This is a genomic window from Jezberella montanilacus (assembly GCF_003003055.1).
Taxonomy (GTDB): Bacteria; Pseudomonadota; Gammaproteobacteria; order Burkholderiales; family Burkholderiaceae_B; genus Zwartia; species Zwartia montanilacus.
This window is the reverse complement of sequence record NZ_PVTV01000011.1, coordinates 624141-640779: the sequence shown is the minus strand read 5'-3', so window position 1 is coordinate 640779 and position 16639 is coordinate 624141. Positions and strand designations below refer to the sequence as shown.

At 51.7% G+C, this 16639-nt stretch carries 18 protein-coding genes and 1 tRNA gene; 14 read left to right on the top strand and 5 right to left on the bottom strand.

All coding sequences use genetic code 11. The features are described from left to right. Positions 1-135: 135 nt before the first annotated feature. From BCM14_RS04600 to BCM14_RS04590, 3 genes are all read left to right on the top strand, one after another. Positions 136-852, top strand: a complete 717-nt coding sequence (locus BCM14_RS04600) for an MgtC/SapB family protein (RefSeq protein ID WP_106226783.1) — start codon at positions 136-138, stop codon at positions 850-852. A 118-nt stretch (positions 853-970) separates the two neighbouring features. Continuing rightward, on the top strand, positions 971-1642 hold the full coding sequence (locus BCM14_RS04595) for a 3-oxoacid CoA-transferase subunit A (protein WP_106226782.1): 672 nt from the start codon (positions 971-973) through the stop codon (positions 1640-1642). A 2-nt stretch (positions 1643-1644) separates the two neighbouring features. Beyond that, positions 1645-2283, top strand: a complete 639-nt coding sequence (locus BCM14_RS04590) for a 3-oxoacid CoA-transferase subunit B (RefSeq protein ID WP_106226781.1) — start codon at positions 1645-1647, stop codon at positions 2281-2283. Between the two features lie 26 nt (positions 2284-2309). Here the strand turns inward: BCM14_RS04590 and cysE are convergent, their stop codons facing one another. Both cysE and BCM14_RS04580 read right to left on the bottom strand, forming a co-directional pair. Next, positions 2310-3050, bottom strand: coding sequence for a serine O-acetyltransferase (gene cysE, locus BCM14_RS04585; protein WP_106226780.1), 741 nt, complete (start codon positions 3048-3050; stop codon positions 2310-2312). Positions 3051-3129: 79 nt separating this feature from the next. Then, entirely contained in the window at positions 3130-3924 is a 795-nt protein-coding gene (locus tag BCM14_RS04580) for an RNA methyltransferase (protein WP_106226779.1), read from the bottom strand. A 39-nt stretch (positions 3925-3963) separates the two neighbouring features. On the opposite strand from BCM14_RS04580, the gene BCM14_RS04575 reads away from it, so the two are divergent. The 3 genes from BCM14_RS04575 (at position 3964) to BCM14_RS04565 (ending at position 7264) form a co-directional block, all read left to right on the top strand. Further along, on the top strand, positions 3964-4770 hold the full coding sequence (locus tag BCM14_RS04575) for an inositol monophosphatase family protein (protein ID WP_106226778.1): 807 nt from the start codon (positions 3964-3966) through the stop codon (positions 4768-4770). Positions 4771-4847: 77 nt separating this feature from the next. Beyond that, positions 4848-6431 carry a TerC family protein gene (locus BCM14_RS04570; protein ID WP_106226777.1) on the top strand — a complete coding sequence of 528 codons (1584 nt, stop codon included), beginning with the start codon at positions 4848-4850 and terminating at the stop codon, positions 6429-6431. Next, entirely contained in the window at positions 6428-7264 is an 837-nt protein-coding gene (locus tag BCM14_RS04565) for an undecaprenyl-diphosphate phosphatase (protein ID WP_106226776.1), read from the top strand. Before BCM14_RS04570 ends, BCM14_RS04565 begins: the two co-directional genes overlap by 4 nt. 27 nt (positions 7265-7291) lie before the next feature. Here BCM14_RS04565 and BCM14_RS04560 read toward each other — a convergent pair whose 3' ends face one another. Further along, a complete protein-coding gene (locus tag BCM14_RS04560; protein ID WP_106226775.1) occupies positions 7292-8092 on the bottom strand; it encodes a UDP-2,3-diacylglucosamine diphosphatase in 801 nt (266 codons plus the stop codon). After that, positions 8085-8594 (bottom strand): peptidylprolyl isomerase, encoded by a 510-nt coding sequence (locus BCM14_RS04555; protein WP_106227047.1) that lies wholly within the window; start codon positions 8592-8594, stop codon positions 8085-8087. The genes BCM14_RS04560 and BCM14_RS04555 overlap by 8 nt, the downstream gene beginning before the upstream one ends. Here BCM14_RS04555 and BCM14_RS15235 point away from each other — a divergent pair. Next, positions 8593-8715, top strand: coding sequence for a hypothetical protein (locus tag BCM14_RS15235; RefSeq protein WP_259673454.1), 123 nt, complete (start codon positions 8593-8595; stop codon positions 8713-8715). The two genes, BCM14_RS04555 and BCM14_RS15235, sit on opposite strands and share 2 nt — an antisense overlap. 32 nt (positions 8716-8747) lie before the next feature. Here the strand turns inward: BCM14_RS15235 and BCM14_RS04550 are convergent, their stop codons facing one another. After that, on the bottom strand, positions 8748-9704 hold the full coding sequence (locus BCM14_RS04550) for a tetratricopeptide repeat protein (protein WP_146129720.1): 957 nt from the start codon (positions 9702-9704) through the stop codon (positions 8748-8750). A gap of 81 nt (positions 9705-9785) precedes the next feature. Here BCM14_RS04550 and cysS point away from each other — a divergent pair, with 81 nt between their 5' ends. The 7 genes from cysS to BCM14_RS04515 all read left to right on the top strand — a co-directional run bounded on the left by cysS (position 9786) and on the right by BCM14_RS04515 (position 16639). Continuing rightward, a complete protein-coding gene (gene cysS / locus BCM14_RS04545) occupies positions 9786-11276 on the top strand; it encodes a cysteine--tRNA ligase (protein WP_106226773.1) in 1491 nt (496 codons plus the stop codon). A 24-nt stretch (positions 11277-11300) separates the two neighbouring features. Continuing rightward, complete coding sequence (locus BCM14_RS04540) at positions 11301-11945, top strand: DNA-3-methyladenine glycosylase family protein (RefSeq protein ID WP_106226772.1); 645 nt, start codon at positions 11301-11303, stop codon at positions 11943-11945. Positions 11946-11961: 16 nt separating this feature from the next. Beyond that, entirely contained in the window at positions 11962-12942 is a 981-nt protein-coding gene (locus BCM14_RS04535; protein ID WP_106226771.1) for an acetyl-CoA carboxylase carboxyltransferase subunit alpha, read from the top strand. Between the two features lie 20 nt (positions 12943-12962). Then, entirely contained in the window at positions 12963-14000 is a 1038-nt protein-coding gene (gene tilS / locus BCM14_RS04530) for a tRNA lysidine(34) synthetase TilS (RefSeq protein WP_259673418.1), read from the top strand. 141 nt (positions 14001-14141) lie between these two features. Beyond that, complete coding sequence (locus tag BCM14_RS04525; RefSeq protein ID WP_106226770.1) at positions 14142-15404, top strand: aspartate kinase; 1263 nt, start codon at positions 14142-14144, stop codon at positions 15402-15404. 70 nt (positions 15405-15474) lie between these two features. Continuing rightward, a tRNA-Ser gene (locus BCM14_RS04520) sits at positions 15475-15568 on the top strand. Positions 15569-15655: 87 nt separating this feature from the next. Then, positions 15656-16639: an ABC transporter substrate-binding protein gene (locus tag BCM14_RS04515; RefSeq protein WP_259673417.1), complete on the top strand. Its 984-nt coding sequence runs from the start codon at positions 15656-15658 to the stop codon at positions 16637-16639.

The following is a 16639-nucleotide window of genomic DNA, read 5'->3' as shown; positions in this document are numbered from 1 at the left end:
GTATTGTCCTCAACATACCTTTTATTCGTGCGGCATACGGTTTTGGTTACATATTTTTATCGGATTCGCGAACAGTAACTAAGATTTAGTAAGACCGATTTAGAATGCGGGCTTAACTGGGATAAAGGCAAGGCCATGCAATCCATACAAAATTTCGACGCCGTATCTTTGGCAGATACCTTCGTTAGTCTGCTCACGGCCTTTGTCCTGGGCGGTCTCATAGGAGCTGAGCGGCAATACCGGCAAAGAACGGCTGGATTACGAACCAACATACTGGTTGCTGTTGGCGCCGCGGTATTTGTAGATTTGGGCAATCGCTTGCTCGGCGCAGAGGGTGCTACCCGCATCATCGCCTATGTTGTCTCTGGTATTGGTTTTCTTGGCGCTGGTGCCATCATGCGCGAAGATGGTGGGGTAAAAGGACTCAATACTGCCGCAACGCTTTGGTGCTCTGGCGCAGTGGGAGCTTGCGCGGGTGCCGATATGATTGGTGAAGCGGTCATTGGAACGTTTTTTATCTTGGCATCCAATACGGTGATGCGCCCTGTGATCAGTCTCATCAACCGGCAACCGATTAATACTTCAGGCGGCGACACCAATCACCTGATCTCCGTGGTGGCACCTCGGGCACTACGCAAAGATGCACTGAAGCGTCTTGAGAGATCGATTGAATCCTTGGGTTTGCCTATACAAGAGCTCATGATTGAATCGTTTGGCGATGACGAGGTCGAACTCAAGGCATTATTGTCTGCCACCGCTGTTAGCGAACAAGTGCTGGATCAACTCGTCGCCGAATTGGCAGAGTTACCGTCGGTCAGCCAAGCTTTCTGGACTCACCAGGCTGCCGAATAAGTCGCAGCATTGGTGACAGCGCTGTTGGTGAAAGTACGCCGATACGGTATGCTTCTCGACAATCTGCGTATTGGTAAAAAACCGCAGGCAATGATAAAAAATCACTAAGCGGACAACTATGATCTCAAAAATCGTAAACGACCTTCAAGCGGCATTGGCGGGCGTGAAGGATGGCTCTACTGTGCTCTTGGGTGGTTTTGGGGGGGCGGGACAAGCACACGAATTGCTTGATGCCTTGATTGAACAAGGTGCAACCGATCTAACCATCGTAAGCAATAATGCGGGCTCCGGCACCACAGGCATTGCCGCGCTTTTGGCAGCAGGCAAAGTGCGAAAGATTATTTGCTCTTTTCCTCGTCAGGCTGACTCGCACGTTTTTGATGGGCTCTATCGCTCGGGCAAAGTCGAGCTTGAGCTTGTTCCTCAAGGCACGCTTGCCGAGCGTATTCGCGCCGGGGGCGCTGGCATTGGGGGCTTTTTCACCAGAACGGCGGTGGGTACCGAACTGGCGGCAGGCAAAGAGATTCGTAACATCGACGGCGAGGATTACGTATTCGAAAGTCCGATCAAAGCGGACGTTGCACTGATCAAGGCGCATAAAGCCGATCGGTGGGGTAATCTTATTTACAACAAAACTGCGCGTAACTTCGGTCCCATTATGGCCACAGCTGCCAAGATGACTGTCGTCCAGGTTGACGAGATTGTTGAGCTTGGTGAGCTCGATCCTGAAGCAATCGTCACCCCGAGCTTGTATGTGCACCGTGTGGTTCGCGTCACCAAAAAGGCCTGATCATGAAAAGAATATCGCGAGAGCAAATTGCCCAGAGACTGGCACGAGACATCCCTGAAGGTGCGACCGTTAATCTGGGTATCGGCTTACCTACGCAGGTTGCAAATTACTTGCCTGCTGACAAAGAGATTTTCTTGCAAAGTGAAAACGGTGTGCTGGGTATGGGCCCTGCGCCCGCGCCTGGTGAAGAAGATTACGACCTCGTTAATGCTGGCAAGCAACCTGTCACCATACTCAAGGGTGGCAGCTTTTTTCATCATGCTGATTCATTCAACATGATGCGTGGCGGCCATCTCGATATCTGCGTCCTGGGTGCTTTCCAGGTGTCTCGCTGGGGTGATCTGGCTAACTGGTCTACCGGTGAGCCTGGTGCAATACCTGCCGTGGGCGGCGCGATGGATCTTGCGGCCGGCGCAAAGGATGTCTACATCATGATGGAGCTGCAGACCAAGTCAGGTGAAAGCAAATTGGTCGAGCAATGCACCTACCCACTCACCGGTTTGAAGTGCGTCTCACGCGTTTATACAGACGTTGCTGTATTTCAAATTGAACCGGGCGGGGTGGTTCGTGTGGTGGACGATGTCTCGGGCGCAGGCCCGGAAGAGCTCAAACGCTTGACAGGACTCGAGCTGGTTTTCTAAAACAGTAATGGTCGATTAAAGGCAAATTAATCGACCATTTTATTTAGTTTTTCTGTGTCAATCGGGTCGGGCGGTGTCTGTTTCTGAGAACCCATCGCTTCTACCGCATGGCAGAGCTGGGCGATACGTGCGTCTTGTTCTGCCACGTGAGCGATGAGTGCTTGCATAGCCTGTGAAATTGGATCCGGGCCTCTCGGATCAACCGCGTAGGCGGGTGTATCCGTGCTTGGTTTCAAACCATGTTCGGACTCATCCGCCTCAATAACCCGTGCTGGATTGCCGACAGCCGTTGCGCCAGCCGGGACTGGTTTAACGACCACAGCGTTCGATCCAATACGAGCGCCATCACCCACCTCGAATCCCCCGAGCACTTGCGCCCCGGCGCCGACGACAACGCCCTTTCCCAAAGTTGGATGACGTTTTGCACCTTTGTAGAGTTTCGTACCGCCCAGCGTGACACCCTGATAAATCGTGCAATCGTCACCGATCTCTGCAGTTTCACCGATCACAACCCCGAAGCCATGATCGATAAACACACGACGTCCAATCTTGGCACCCGGATGGATCTCAATCCCAGTCAGGATTCTTGATAAATGGGAGACCACTCGCCCCAGCCAGAAAAAGCCAGCGCCCCATAAGTGGTGGGCCAGTCTGTGGGCGACCACCGCGTGCAGTCCTGGGTAACAGGTCAGAATCTCGAGCTTGCTGCGCGCCGCGGGATCCCGCTCAAGAATGCAATCAATGTTTTCGCGAAGTGTTTTAAACATAGTGTTCCGATCGTAGCGCACTGCATGACAGGCTAAACGATTAACCCGCTCGCTAAGCAGGTATTGTTGTCTCTGAGTTCTATTTTTGACTAGCGTTATGACTTGCAGTTTTAATCATAGCAGTGCAGACCCCCCGCCACATATCGACTTCATCCTGAGTCAGGGCTAGCCGATTGAACAAATGACGCATGCGAGGCATGAGCTTTTTAGGATGTTCGGGATCCAGAAATTGCACTTCAATCAAGGCTTGCTCTAAGTGAGCCAACAATGCTTGGATGGCATCACTCGTTGCTGGCTTACGCCCTGGATCCTTGTGCTCACTTACGTCAGGTTTCACTGGCAGAGCGCTATGTGTGGTCTCATTCGTGAGCGCGTAGCGGATTTCCCATGCCGCCAGTTGCATTGCTTGTGAGACGTTGAGCGAGCTGTACTCAGGATTCGCGGGGATATGGCAAACCCGATGACATAGATCGATATGTTCGTTCGTCAAGCCGGACCTTTCGGTCCCAAAAACCATTGCGACGATCCCCTCTGGATGCTCTACGAGATGTTTTTTTGCGAGTATTGCCGCTTGTCTGATATCGCAAGCTGGCGGGCCGAGGTCGCGTGATCTGGCGGTGAGCGCAAAAGAGAGGGTTACGGGAGCTAATGCATCTCCCAGTTGTTTATAAATACCTGCGTTTTCAAGTACATCCGAGGCGCCACTCGCAAGCGCTACAGCCTCAGGTTGGATCGATATTTGTCCAATCTTGGGGTTGACGAGCACCAACTCCTGGAAGCCCATTGTCTTGATTGCGCGAGCAGCTGACCCGACGTTACCAGGGTGGCTGGGCTCGGTCATGACGAAGCGAACGCGTTGAAAATCAGAAACCAACTAAAATCCTGTTTTAGCCTGACAAAATGAAAGACGCACATGAATCCGATGCTTAATACCGCCATCAAGGCGGCCCGGCGCGCCGGCACGATTATTAACCGCGCCAGCCTTGATCTCGACAGACTTCAAGTCGCACGCAAAGGTCCCCGAGATTATGTCACGGAAGTCGATCGAACCGCTGAAGCTGCCATTATCGAAGTTCTCAGTGACGCCTATCCTGACCATGCCTTTCTGGCTGAAGAGTCTGGTCAGAGCGGTGCGCAGACGGAAGGCTCGGTTGCTGATAACGAATGGATCATCGATCCGCTTGATGGCACGACCAACTTTATTCATGGCTTTCCGACGTACGCGATATCTATTGCGCTGCGGCAACGAGGCCAGATATCACAAGCGGTCATTTATGACCCCGCGCGCAACGAATTGTTTACTGCGAGCCGCGGCGGCGGTGCGTTTCTAAATGACCGCCGGATCCGTGTCAGTTCGCAACTAAAGTTCCACGATGCATTGTTAGGCGGTTATTGGCCCGGCTCTGCTGGGCCTGAAGCTGCCTTAACGGGACGGTTTGCCGAAATGAGCAAATCCTGCGCGGGTGTTCGTCGCACCGGTTCATCAGTTCTCGATATGGCCTATGTTGCCGCAGGCCGCCTTGACGGTTTCTGTGGCCTGGGCTTGCAGCAATGGGATATGGCTGCAGCAAGTTTGCTTGTGCTCGAAGCGGGTGGCCTCGTCGGGGATCTGCAAGGAGAACAAACCTGGCTACAAGAGGGTAACGTGCTGGCAGCCTCACCAAAGATTTTTATCCAGATGTTAAGCTTGGTTTCGCTTGACGCACCTAAAGTCGTTTGACCCGATTGAGCTGTCGTTTTTTAAATTGCAGCTTTTTTCGTTTACATTTACCTTCTTAGTCACTACTGGAGCCCTCAATGGAGTGGCTGCTTGACGCCACGCAGTGGGTCGGCCTCATTACCCTAATCGTTCTCGAGATTGTTCTCGGTATCGACAACCTGATTTTCATCGCCATACTGGCCGATAAACTGCCGCCCGCGGAACGCGATCGGGCTACGTTTATCGGCTTGTCTTTTGCGCTCCTATTGCGCCTGCTGATGTTGTTCGGAATCGCTTGGTTGGTACAACTCAAAGAGCCGTTGCTTTCCGTGGGGGCGTTTGATTTCTCAGGTCGCGACTTAATCCTGATGGTGGGAGGCTTGTTTCTGCTGTTTAAAGGTACCATGGAGCTTCATGAGCGCCTTGAAGGTGCACAGCAGGGGCCGACTCGTTCGCGCGTCTATGCAAGCTTCTGGGTGATTGTGACTCAGATTGTGGTGCTGGATGCGGTGTTCTCGATCGACTCAGTCATTACGGCCGTGGGAATGGTCGATCATGTGTTGATTATGATCACCGCCATGATTGCCGCGACGGTGGTCATGATCCTTGCTGCAAAGCCACTGACGCGTTTCATCAATGAGCACCCGACGGTCGTGGTTCTGTGCCTGGGTTTTTTGTTGATGATCGGGTTTGCCTTGCTCGCCGAAAGTTTTGGTATCAAGCTGCCCAAAGACTATTTGTATGCAGCCATTGGTTTTTCAGTGGTGGTCGAATTCCTCAATCAGGTTGCCCGCAGAAACGGTATCAAGCTTGAAGCCCGTCGTCCGATGAGAGAACGAACGGCTGAGACAGTTTTGAAGTTGTTGGGCAAACGATTGCCGGATGAGGTGCCCGAAGATGTACCGGTCGATTCGACTCAATTGCCAGGCCTGACCTTCGGGGTAGAGGAGCGCAACATGGTCAGCGGCGTATTGACGCTAGCTGAACGAAGCGTACATTCAGTCATGACTCCCAGAACTGAAGTGTCCTGGATCAATCTGGATGAAGATCCTTCATTACTGCGAGACCAAATTACTCGGACCCCTCACAGTTTTTTTCCTGTGTGCCGAGGGTCGCTCGATGAAGTCGTTGGCATCGGTCGAGCCAAAGATATGGTGGCCGATCTCATCACTGAGGGTGTCATTAAACGCGATCATCTACGCGAACCGATTGTCGTGCATGACACGATTGGTATTATCCGCCTGATGGATACGCTCAAACGTTCACGAGGCCAACTAGTGTTGGTGTCAGATGAATTCGGCACCATACAAGGTCTGGTGACACCGATCGACGTATTCGAGGCGATTGCAGGTGAGTTTCCTGACGAGGACGAACTCCCCGATATTGTTGCTGATGGGGCGGGTCGTTGGCGAGTGGACGGAGCCGCTGATCTGCATCATCTTGAGCAGGTTCTCGAAACAGAAGGGCTGGTCGATGACGATGAGGATTACACGACACTCGCCGGCTACCTGCTATCACGATTCGGCCAATTACCGTCTCCTGGGGATGCGTGCGAATTTAAGGGACAACCGCATGGGGTCTTCAGGTTTTCAGTGAAACAGATTGATGGCCGTCGAATCGCCCAAGTGCTCATCGAGAAAATATCTGAAGACTCAACTGCGTTAGCTGGAGAACAATCTTGACCGAACTGAATGTACAACTAATCAAAGCTTTTTTACTCGGTATTGTCGAAGGGCTAACTGAGTTTTTGCCCGTATCAAGCACTGGTCATTTGATTATTGTTGGTGACTTCATTGAGTTCGCCTCGTCTGCTGACAAGGTTTTTGAAGTGGTTATTCAGTTGGGGTCGATTCTGGCCGTCATGTGGATTTTCAGGCAGCGACTGTTTCAGTTGATCGGCGGTACCTTCAAGCGCGATCCGGTAGAACTTGCGTTTACCCGCAATTTGATTATTGCTTTTTTACCGTCGGCGATTATTGGTTTTATCTTTATTAAAAAGATCAAAGAGCTCTTTTTCAACCCCGCGGTCGTGGTGGTGACGCTTGTCGTCGGTGGCGTGATTATGCTCTGGGTCGAACGTGATCGTGGCGCGGGCAAGGCACCCGGTATGCCTGTCATTGCTAACCGACTCGAAGAAGTGTCCTGGAGGCAGGCCTTGATGGTTGGCTTTGCCCAGTGCCTGGCAATGGTTCCCGGCACGTCAAGAGCGGGGGCAACCATCATCGGAGGCATGATGATGGGGATTCAGCGCAAAACAGCAACTGAGTTTTCGTTTTTTCTGGCGATGCCAACCATGTTGGCAGCTGCAGCTTATGACAGTTACAAGCATGCGAGCGCGTTGTCGCAGCACGATTTACTTGCGATTGTGGTTGGGTTTATAGCAGCGTTTTTCAGTGCACTGATTATTGTCAGAGCCGTGCTAGCTTTTGTATCGCGCCATACGTATCGATTATTCGCTTGGTATCGGATCGTGCTGGGGGTGATCGTTGGGCTGTTACTTTACGCGCGCGCTTAGTTGAAACCCAACGAGACGAAGTGGCGACTAGTGATCGCCATTGCCCTCATCGTTCATTGCCAAGTCATAAAGCGCTAACCCGTCCTCATCAATAACCAGCCAGCCACCGCGCGGGGTTTGACCGTCAGCCACGTGATCGCACTCCCAGTCCGGCAAAACCCAACGTTCGCAACGTTTGCCGTCGATCGAGAGAATGTTGCGTCCCGGACGATGAGTGTGGCCGTGAATCATCAAGCTCACCCCGGTAGTTTGCATGGCTTGGCTCACCGCCTGCTCGTTGACATCCATGATCTCGCTGGTCTTTTGCTGGTTGGCAGCCATGCTTTCACCACGCGCTTGCGCAGCGATGGCGAGTCGCTCGGGTATTGGTTTAGCTAAAAAGCCAGCTTGCCATAGTGGGTTTCTCACCATTGCCCGAAACTGCTGGTACGCAGTATCGTCGACACAGTACTCGTCGCCATGGCTGAGCAGAATAGTCCCCGCACTGGTTTCAATCAGCGCTTGATCTGGCAACAATTTTGCACCCAAGCCGCTCGCCAGCGCCTCACCCATTAAAAAATCACGGTTACCGCGACCCAGCCAGACTGGTATTTTGCTGGCGAGTAGCTTTAAAGCCATTAAATCTTGCACGAGCCAAGCAGGCGCCATTTGCGCCACATCGTCGCCGATCCAGGCATCGAAAATGTCGCCCGGTAGCAATAACGCATCGGCCTCTGCAGCGGCCAGTTTGAGAAACTCTCTAAAGGCCTCAGAGGTAGCAGGCGTGTTTGCCCCCAGATGAACATCAGACGCCAGCCAGACAGAGCCGGTGAGGACGATTTTATTCAAGAGGCGCTGCCCTGGTGATCGTCACGTTTTCGACGGGAACGTTCTGGTGAGGGCCTTTGTTAGCGGTCTTGACTGCTTTGATCTTTTCGACAACATCTTGACCTTCCGTCACTTCACCAAAGACGGTATAGCCCCAACCTTGAGTCGTCGGCGCACTGAAGTTCAGGAAATCGTTATTGGCTACATTGATAAAAAACTGAGCTGTTGCTGAGTGCGGGTCACTCGTACGCGCCATCGCCAAGGTGTATTTGTTATTTTTTAAGCCGTTATTCGCTTCGTTTTCTACGGGTGGCTGGGTCGGCTTTTGTTTCATGGTGGCATCAAATCCGCCGCCCTGGATCATGAAACCATCAATGACACGGTGAAAAATGGTGCCGTCATAAAAGCCATCTTTTACATACGCCAAGAAATTAGCCGCTGTTTTTGGCGCTTTGTCTGTGTCAACGGTGATGATCATGTCACCGTAATTGGTCGATATCAGGACACGTGGATGGTTGCTCATGGGACTTTTACCTTTTGATGAGTTCGAGGTTGAAATTGGAAAGCTGTCTGCCGCGCTTGCCGAGCCGGTGACCACTATCACGGCTGCTGCTGCGATAGCCAGAAAAATGTTGCGCAGATGATTACATCTGATAGCTTGCTGGATCATAGGGAATTAAAATCTTTGGCTGATGTAATTTTGTCTGAGAAAGCCATCAACAGCGGTCAAGATGCTGATGTTTTTTTGTGAAACTGATCGAGCCGACCTTAATTCACGGGCACCAGATAGTCGTGGGTTGGCAATCAGTTCGGCGATTTGTATTTTTGCCCCAACACCCTCAACTTTGCTGGCTGCAGCGACTTCGTAGGCACGGATTGCCAACAGCAAATTAATGTCCCCTAGATTGGCTTGTGCCATCCCGTAAGTCGGATTGATCATCAGAGACATTTCAAGTGCACGCCGCGCTTGATCCAGCTGCCCGCGCTTGACGTAAAGAGTAGCCAGGTTGTTCCAGGGTTCAGGCAGTTCAGGAAACTGAACGGTCATCTTTTGATAAACATCCTCTGCTTCAGGCATCTTGCCGACAAGCGCCAGCGCACGGGCGTACAAGAACATCAACTGGACATCCGTCCCGGGAGATTTACGAAGTTTTTCAGCAGCTAAGCGATCTTCGATTTCTTTCAATGCCTCGGCGTAACGCTGATTATCGAGAAGATACTGGAAGCGGGTAGTCAGGTCTGTCGCGGTGGGGGGTAGGCGGGTGTCAGTTGCCGGAGCGATCGAGTCGAGCACAGTCGCCATGGCTTTCCAGCCTTTTTCAGGCGGTATTTCACCGTAGATTTCAGAATATTGCTTGCGAGGGATGTATGGTATTTTCGATCCATCGCTACCTGACATACCATTGAGCGAATTGATTGGATTTAAATCTTTAATAAGACCGCCCGCCGCAGCTGGGTTGTTTCCGTAGGCGGGATCATTGCTTTGATTGGTGCCATAGCTCTGCTGCTGGCTAGTGGATTCGCTACTTTGGTAGGTGCTTGTTGTTGAGCTCTGCGAGTGGCTGCTGGTCCACCCGCAACTTAACGCAACCATCAGGCCCAGATAAAAACCAGTTTTAAGGTGCAGATTCAATTCGACACATCCTCAGTTGCTATACTCTCCGATCCGCATTTTAGCCCTGCTTTTAAGCTAGGGCTTTTTAGATGATCTGACATGCTGCAAATATACGACTCATTGTCGCGAACTAAACGTCCTTTCGTTCCTGTGATCCCCGGTCAGGCCGGCTTGTACGTGTGCGGCATGACTGTTTATGACTACTGCCATCTGGGCCACGCTCGCATGATGGTTAGCTTTGATGTGATTCAGCGCTGGCTGCGTGTTAGTGGCTTAAATGTCAATTATGTACGCAACATAACCGACATTGATGACAAAATCATCAAAAAAGCGGTTGAAACCGACCAGCGAATCAGCCAGGTCACATCGTTTTATATTGACGCCATGCATGCCGATGAGCGCGCACTTGGGGTTCACGCCCCTGACCATGAGCCCCGAGCCACGCAATACGTGGGCGATATGTTATCCATCATCGAGCGCCTTGAACAGAATGGTCTGGCCTATCAAAGCGAAGATGGTGACGTTAATTTTGCGGTGAGAGAATTTGAGGGCTACGGTAAATTATCGGGTAAATCCCTGGATGATCTGCGTGCAGGCGAGCGCATTGCCGTGTCAGTCAACAAACGCGATCCCATGGATTTTGTTTTATGGAAAGCAGCCAAACCCACTGAGCCGGAAGACACTCGGTGGGATTCAGCCTATGGTTGGGGGCGTCCTGGCTGGCATATTGAATGTTCAGCCATGAGCAAAGCCCTACTCGGTATCCCTCTGGATATACATGGTGGTGGGCCAGATTTAAAGTTCCCGCACCACGAGAACGAAATCGCTCAGACCGAAGGTGCTTTCGGTGGGATCTTGGCAAATACCTGGATGCACTGCGGCCCGTTGATGGTGGATGCCGAAAAAATGTCCAAATCTTTGGGCAATTTCAAGACCATACGACAAACGATTTCGATGCCGGATCAGACTGGTAACACTGCTGCGTACGAAGTGAATCCGCGCGAAGCCGAGATGTTGCGATTTTTTATCGTCCGTAATCATTATCGAAGCCAGCAAAACTATGCGCCTGATAATCTGGTTGACGCGCAAAGTGCCTTGGATCGGCTCTACCAAACTTTGCAAAATGTGCCGCCTGCTGACACCGCAGTCACGATAGATTGGTCCTCGCCAAGCGCACACGCCTTTCGTGACGCCATGAACGACGATTTCAATACAGCGGGTGCAGTGGCTGCCTTATTTGAACTCGCTACACAGGCTAATCGGGATCAGGATGGTGCCATTACCTCGCAAATGAAAGCCTTGGCTAGTCTTCTGGGCCTGTTGCAACGAGCCCCAGCGACGTACTTTCAGAGCGCAACCCGCTATAGTCGCCGTGCGATGGAAGAGTTTGCAGAGCAGGGCGAGCAAAGTCGCGTTGAGCCGAATCAGGCCCTGACAGAGCGTGAAATAGAGGCGTTGATCAAAGCTCGCGCCGAAGCCAAGTTAGCCAAAAATTTCGCCCAAGCCGACCAGATTCGTGCGACACTGAAATCTGCCGGGGTAGAACTGGACGACAAGCCTGGTGGTATGACACAGTGGCGCCGAGCATAAGAAGAAAGAACAAGCAAAATCTCAATGGCTATCACCACAAGCTCTGACCTCAAGCCCGACTATTGGGATGAATCGATCGCGCATCTGATGAAGCGAGATCGCATCTTGCGCAAAATTATTCCGAAACATCCTGATATCTGGTTGCGTAATCGCGGCAATCCATTTGTAACCCTTGCCCGATCGATTGTCGGGCAACAGATATCCGTTAAAGCAGCGGACTCTGTTTGGGCGAAATTTCAGTTGCAGTGCGGCAAGCGACCGAGTCCTGCCAGCGTGCAGAAGGCAGGTCTAGTGAGTTTGCGTGGCTGCGGCTTGTCGCAACGCAAAGCAGAATACATTCTCGATCTATCGGTCCACTTCTCCGATAAGCTTGTGCATCCTCAGAAATGGTCGTCTATGGATGACGAAGATGTCATAGGCGAGTTAACCGCCATTCGGGGAATCGGTCGCTGGACGGCAGAAATGTTTCTTATTTTTAATTTGCAACGGCCCGACGTCTTACCGCTTGACGATGTAGGTTTGCTAAAAGCAATTTCGTTACACTACTTCAGCGGTGAGCCAGTTTCACGCTTCGAGGCGAGAGAAGTCTCGCAAGCTTGGCAGCCCTGGCGCACGGTAGCGACGTGGTACCTATGGCGCAGCCTTGATCCTGTTCCCGTTGAATACTAAGGGCAATATTTAATTTATGGCGACGACTTTTCTAGAATTTGAACACCCTATCAGTGAGCTCGAAAGCAAGATCGAGCAACTGAGGTACGTTCAAGCTGACTCTGCCGTTGATATCTCCGATGAAATCAGCCGGCTGAGCCAAAAAAGTCAGCAGTTGGCGCGTGACATATATGACAAGTTGACGCCCTGGCAAACGACACTGGTGGCCAGGCATCCTCAGCGCCCTTACACCATGGATTATGTTCGGGAGATTTTTACCGATTTTCACGAATTGCATGGTGACAGGATGTTTGCCGACGACCAGTCAATCGTCGGCGGTTTGGCGCGCTTCACTGGCACACCTTGCATGGTCATTGGTCATCAAAAAGGGCGGGATACAAAAGAACGTGCTGCGCGTAATTTTGGGATGCCACGCCCCGAGGGTTATCGTAAAGCGCTACGTCTGATGCGTGTCGCCGAGAAATTCAACCTCCCTGTGTTCACTTTTGTCGATACGCCCGGCGCTTATCCCGGCGTGGGTGCCGAAGAGCGTGGCCAGTCAGAGGCCATCGGGCACAACATTTACGCCATGGCCGAACTCAAGGTACCCATCATCTCAACCATTATTGGCGAGGGTGGTTCAGGCGGTGCGTTAGCGATCGCTGTCGGTAATGCAGTGATGATGTTGCAGTATTCGATTTATTCGGTGATATCACCCGAGGGGTGTGCGTCGATTCTGTGGCGTAGTCCGGAAAAAGTAGCTGAGGCAGCCGCTGCGTTAAATATCACCGCCCCTCAGTTGAAAGAACTCGGTTTGATCGACAGAGTGATTAACGAGCCAATTGGGGGTGCCCATCGTGACCCCCGTGTGATGGCTCGCTTGCTTCGTCGATCCTTGGGTGATTCACTCAGACAATTGTCTGGGATGACCGCTCAGCAACTAGTCGATCATCGGATTGAACGTTTGTTGTCTTTCGGTCGTTTCGATGAAATCAAAACAGCCAAAGTAAAAAAATAATTTTGTCATAGGGGGCGGGCTTGTCCGCGAGTCCTGAATTCGTTCATCGCGCGATTGCAACCGCCCAGGCAGATGAACTGGCAGTCGCCGTGCGGCAAGCGTTCTCTGTTCTACCGCCAGCTAGCTCTGTCGCCGTCGCGTTAAGCGGTGGTGCGGATTCTCTGGCGTTGGCCGCCGTGGCAACTGCTGTGGCTAACACATGTGATGTGACTGTCAAAATTTTTCATATTCATCACGGGCTTTACGCAGAAGCTGATAACTGGGTGCAAGCAGTCAAAAAGATCGCTGACGACCTTGGCGTTTTTTTAGTCATTCAGCATGTACAAGTCGATCAAAATCTAGGTCTTGGTATTGAAGGTGCTGCGCGTGATGCTCGCTACACAGCCTTTGCTGAAATGGCGAAAGAACACGGCGTCGACGCTATCTTGCTCGGCCACCATCAGCAAGATCAGGCAGAGACTGTTTTGTTACGTTTGCTCAGAGGCACCGGGGTGCAAGGTTTAGCCGCAATGAAACCGGATCATATCCGCAACGGTTTGCGGTTGTTGCGCCCCTGGCTGGATATTGATCGAGCCGTTGTTTTGCGGTTGGCTCAAGCCTTAGCAGCTGAAGTTGGCTGGCAAGCCGTTCAAGATCCAAGTAATCGCGATGAGCGATATGCGCGTGGCGCGCTGCGTGAGAAAGTGATCCCAGCGTTATTGTCACGCTGGCCGAGCTGGGTGGATGCAGTGACACGCCATGCGCGCCAAGCCGCAGAGGCCACGCAGATTCTTAACGAGGTCGCCGAAGATGACCTGTCTAAACTGGATATCGACTCAGCTGATAAAAGTTTTAGTTTGAGCAGCTGGCGAGATTTAAGCCCCACGCGCCAAAAGCTGGTGATGCGATTCTGGTTGCAGAAGCAGGCCGTTCAAATGCCCAGCGAACGCAGGCTGGGCGAGCTCATTAAACAATTAAGGCAGTTGCACGCGCTCGGGCATGACCGCAGCTTGCAATGGCAACACGGCCCGATTAAGGTGAGTTGCGTTCGCGGTAGGGTGATTTTGGTCAGCAGCTGATCACAGCACTCTGGTAACGACCCGTCCGCGTGTCCGCCTCAGGTTTGAACGGTCTAAGGTAAAATCCTTGACTTTGCTATTATTTTCGCGCTAACCAAAAGTCTGGGCGATCTGCCCATGTCTTGTTTCAAGTCTTAGATCATGTCACTGATTGTTCATAAATATGGCGGTACCTCGATGGGGTCTGTCGAACGCATCCGAAACGTCGCCAAGCGTGTGGCCAAATGGCACGCCGCTGGCCACCGGGTGGTGGTTGTTCCTTCTGCAATGTCGGGTGAAACTAATCGCTTGCTGGGCTTGGCTAAAGATCTCTCGCCTGATGCCGATGGCCGCGAGCTAGATATGATCGCAGCAACGGGCGAGCAGGCCTCAAGTGGTTTACTGGCCATCGCCTTGCAAGCTCAAGGCTTAAAGGCACGCAGCTATGCGGGTTGGCAAGTGCCTGTACGCACCGATTCGGCTTTTACGAAAGCTCGCATCACCTCAATCGACGATCAGCGGATCCGCGCCGATCTGGACGCGGGCATGGTGGTCGTTGTCACTGGTTTTCAAGGGGTTGATGATGAGGGCCACATCACGACTTTAGGTCGTGGCGGTTCTGATACGTCTGCCGTGGCTATCGCTGCAGCGCTGAAAGCTGACGAATGTCTCATTTATACCGACGTGGATGGTGTCTACACGACAGATCCACGCGTTGAGCCCGACGCGCGCCGCTTAAGTGTTATCTCTTTTGAAGAGATGCTTGAGATGGCGTCGATGGGATCCAAAGTTCTGCAAATTCGTTCAGTTGAGTTTGCGGGTAAGTATCGCGTTCCAACACGCGTTTTATCCTCACTAACTGACCCTGATATGCCGCTTGCCGAAGAAATGAAATCCGGCACCCTGATTACTTTTGAGGAAGACGAAAAAATGGAAGCAGCCGTTGTCTCTGGCATCGCCTTCAGCCGCGACGAAGCCAAAATTACGCTATTGGGTGTCCCAGATAAGCCTGGTATCGCCTACTCGATTCTTGGTCAGGTTGCTGAAGCCAATATTGATGTGGATATGATTCTGCAAAATCAGTCAGTTGATGGCACCACGGATTTCTCTTTCACGGTGCACCGCAACGAATTTGCTCGCACCTTGGCCGTGATCAACGATAAGATCTCCGCCAGCGTGAATCCGCGTGATGTTTTGTCTGATGACAAGGTTGCGAAAGTGTCGATTGTGGGTATCGGCATGCGCTCGCATGCTGGGGTTGCTAGTTTAATGTTTAAGACTTTGGCTGAAGAGGGCATCAATATTCAGATGATCACGACGAGTGAAATCAAGACGTCAGTTGTCATTAGCGACAAATATATGGAGCTCGCAGTGAGGGCTTTGCACAAGGCGTTTGGATTAGAGATCGCAGCTGTCAAGGTCTGAGCCGCCTTGCGTCGCTCATCCAACAAGACCGCTAATAAGAGCCAGCCGTGCTAAAATCTTGTCTTGGTTTGGAGGCGTGCCCGAGAGGCTGAAGGGGCTCCCCTGCTAAGGGAGTATGTGAGCAAAAACTTGCATCCAGGGTTCGAATCCCTGCGCCTCCGCCAAACCTCGCCTAAAACCCTGATTCGTCAGGGTTTTTTGCTTTCTTATTTTTCAGTCCATTCACTTGTTAACGAATGCTTGAGACGAAAATGAAACTTCAATTAACACGGCTCATTGCAGTATTAATGTTTGTGGTGGCCCTACCTCTGAGCGTTCATGGACAGACCACTGATAGGCTAAAGAAAGTAGCCATCCTCGAACTCGCTGGCGATGCTCGCATTCAGCCGAGGCTTGACAGTTTCTATCAAAGTCTAAAGAAGCTTGGTTACGTGGAGGGGCGAGATATTACCTTTATCAAACGCAGTGCCGAAGGGGACGCTGATCGGTTGCCCCAGTTGGCCGCCGAGATTGTGCAGTTAAAACCAGACGTCATTTTTGCTGCAAATGGACTGCCCGCAAAGGCTGTTAAAAGTGTAACCAATTCGATCCCGATTGTGGTTGCGCTGTTCGACCCAGTTGCTGCCGGCATGGCTAGCAGTCTTGCCAAGCCTGAAGGAAATGTGACGGGTGTCTCGGATTTTCAAACCGAAATAGATAGCAAGCGCGTACAGATATTCCACGAAATCCTGCCCAAAATGAAACGCATCGGACTGTTAGTCGATACGAGGGTACCCAGCGGTAAAAATTCCGTGGAGGCAGTGCAATTAGCGAGTCAGTCGCTGCGACTCGAGGTCCTGCTCCTCGAGGTAAGGCAGCGTGATGATTTCAAGAAGAGTTTTCTGTTGGCGCACGATCAGCAACTAGATGGGTTGATTGAGGCTCCCGTGAACACAAATCTGACGAACAAAGACTTGATCCGTGAATTAGCTACACAATACAAATTGCCAACGTCCTGCATGAGCGAGGAGACTCTCGATGGTTGCCTCTTCAGTTATGGAATGGACCCGACCCACGAATACGCTCGAGCTGGAGTTTATGTTGATCGGATTCTCAAAGGCGCAAAGCCCGCTGATTTGCCCATTGAGCAACCCTCTGAAATCAAATTGACAGTGAATCTAAAAAATGCTGGATTGCTTGGCATACAAATCCCGGATTCGATTCGGATTGCTGCAGATGAGTTGGTCGAGCACTAG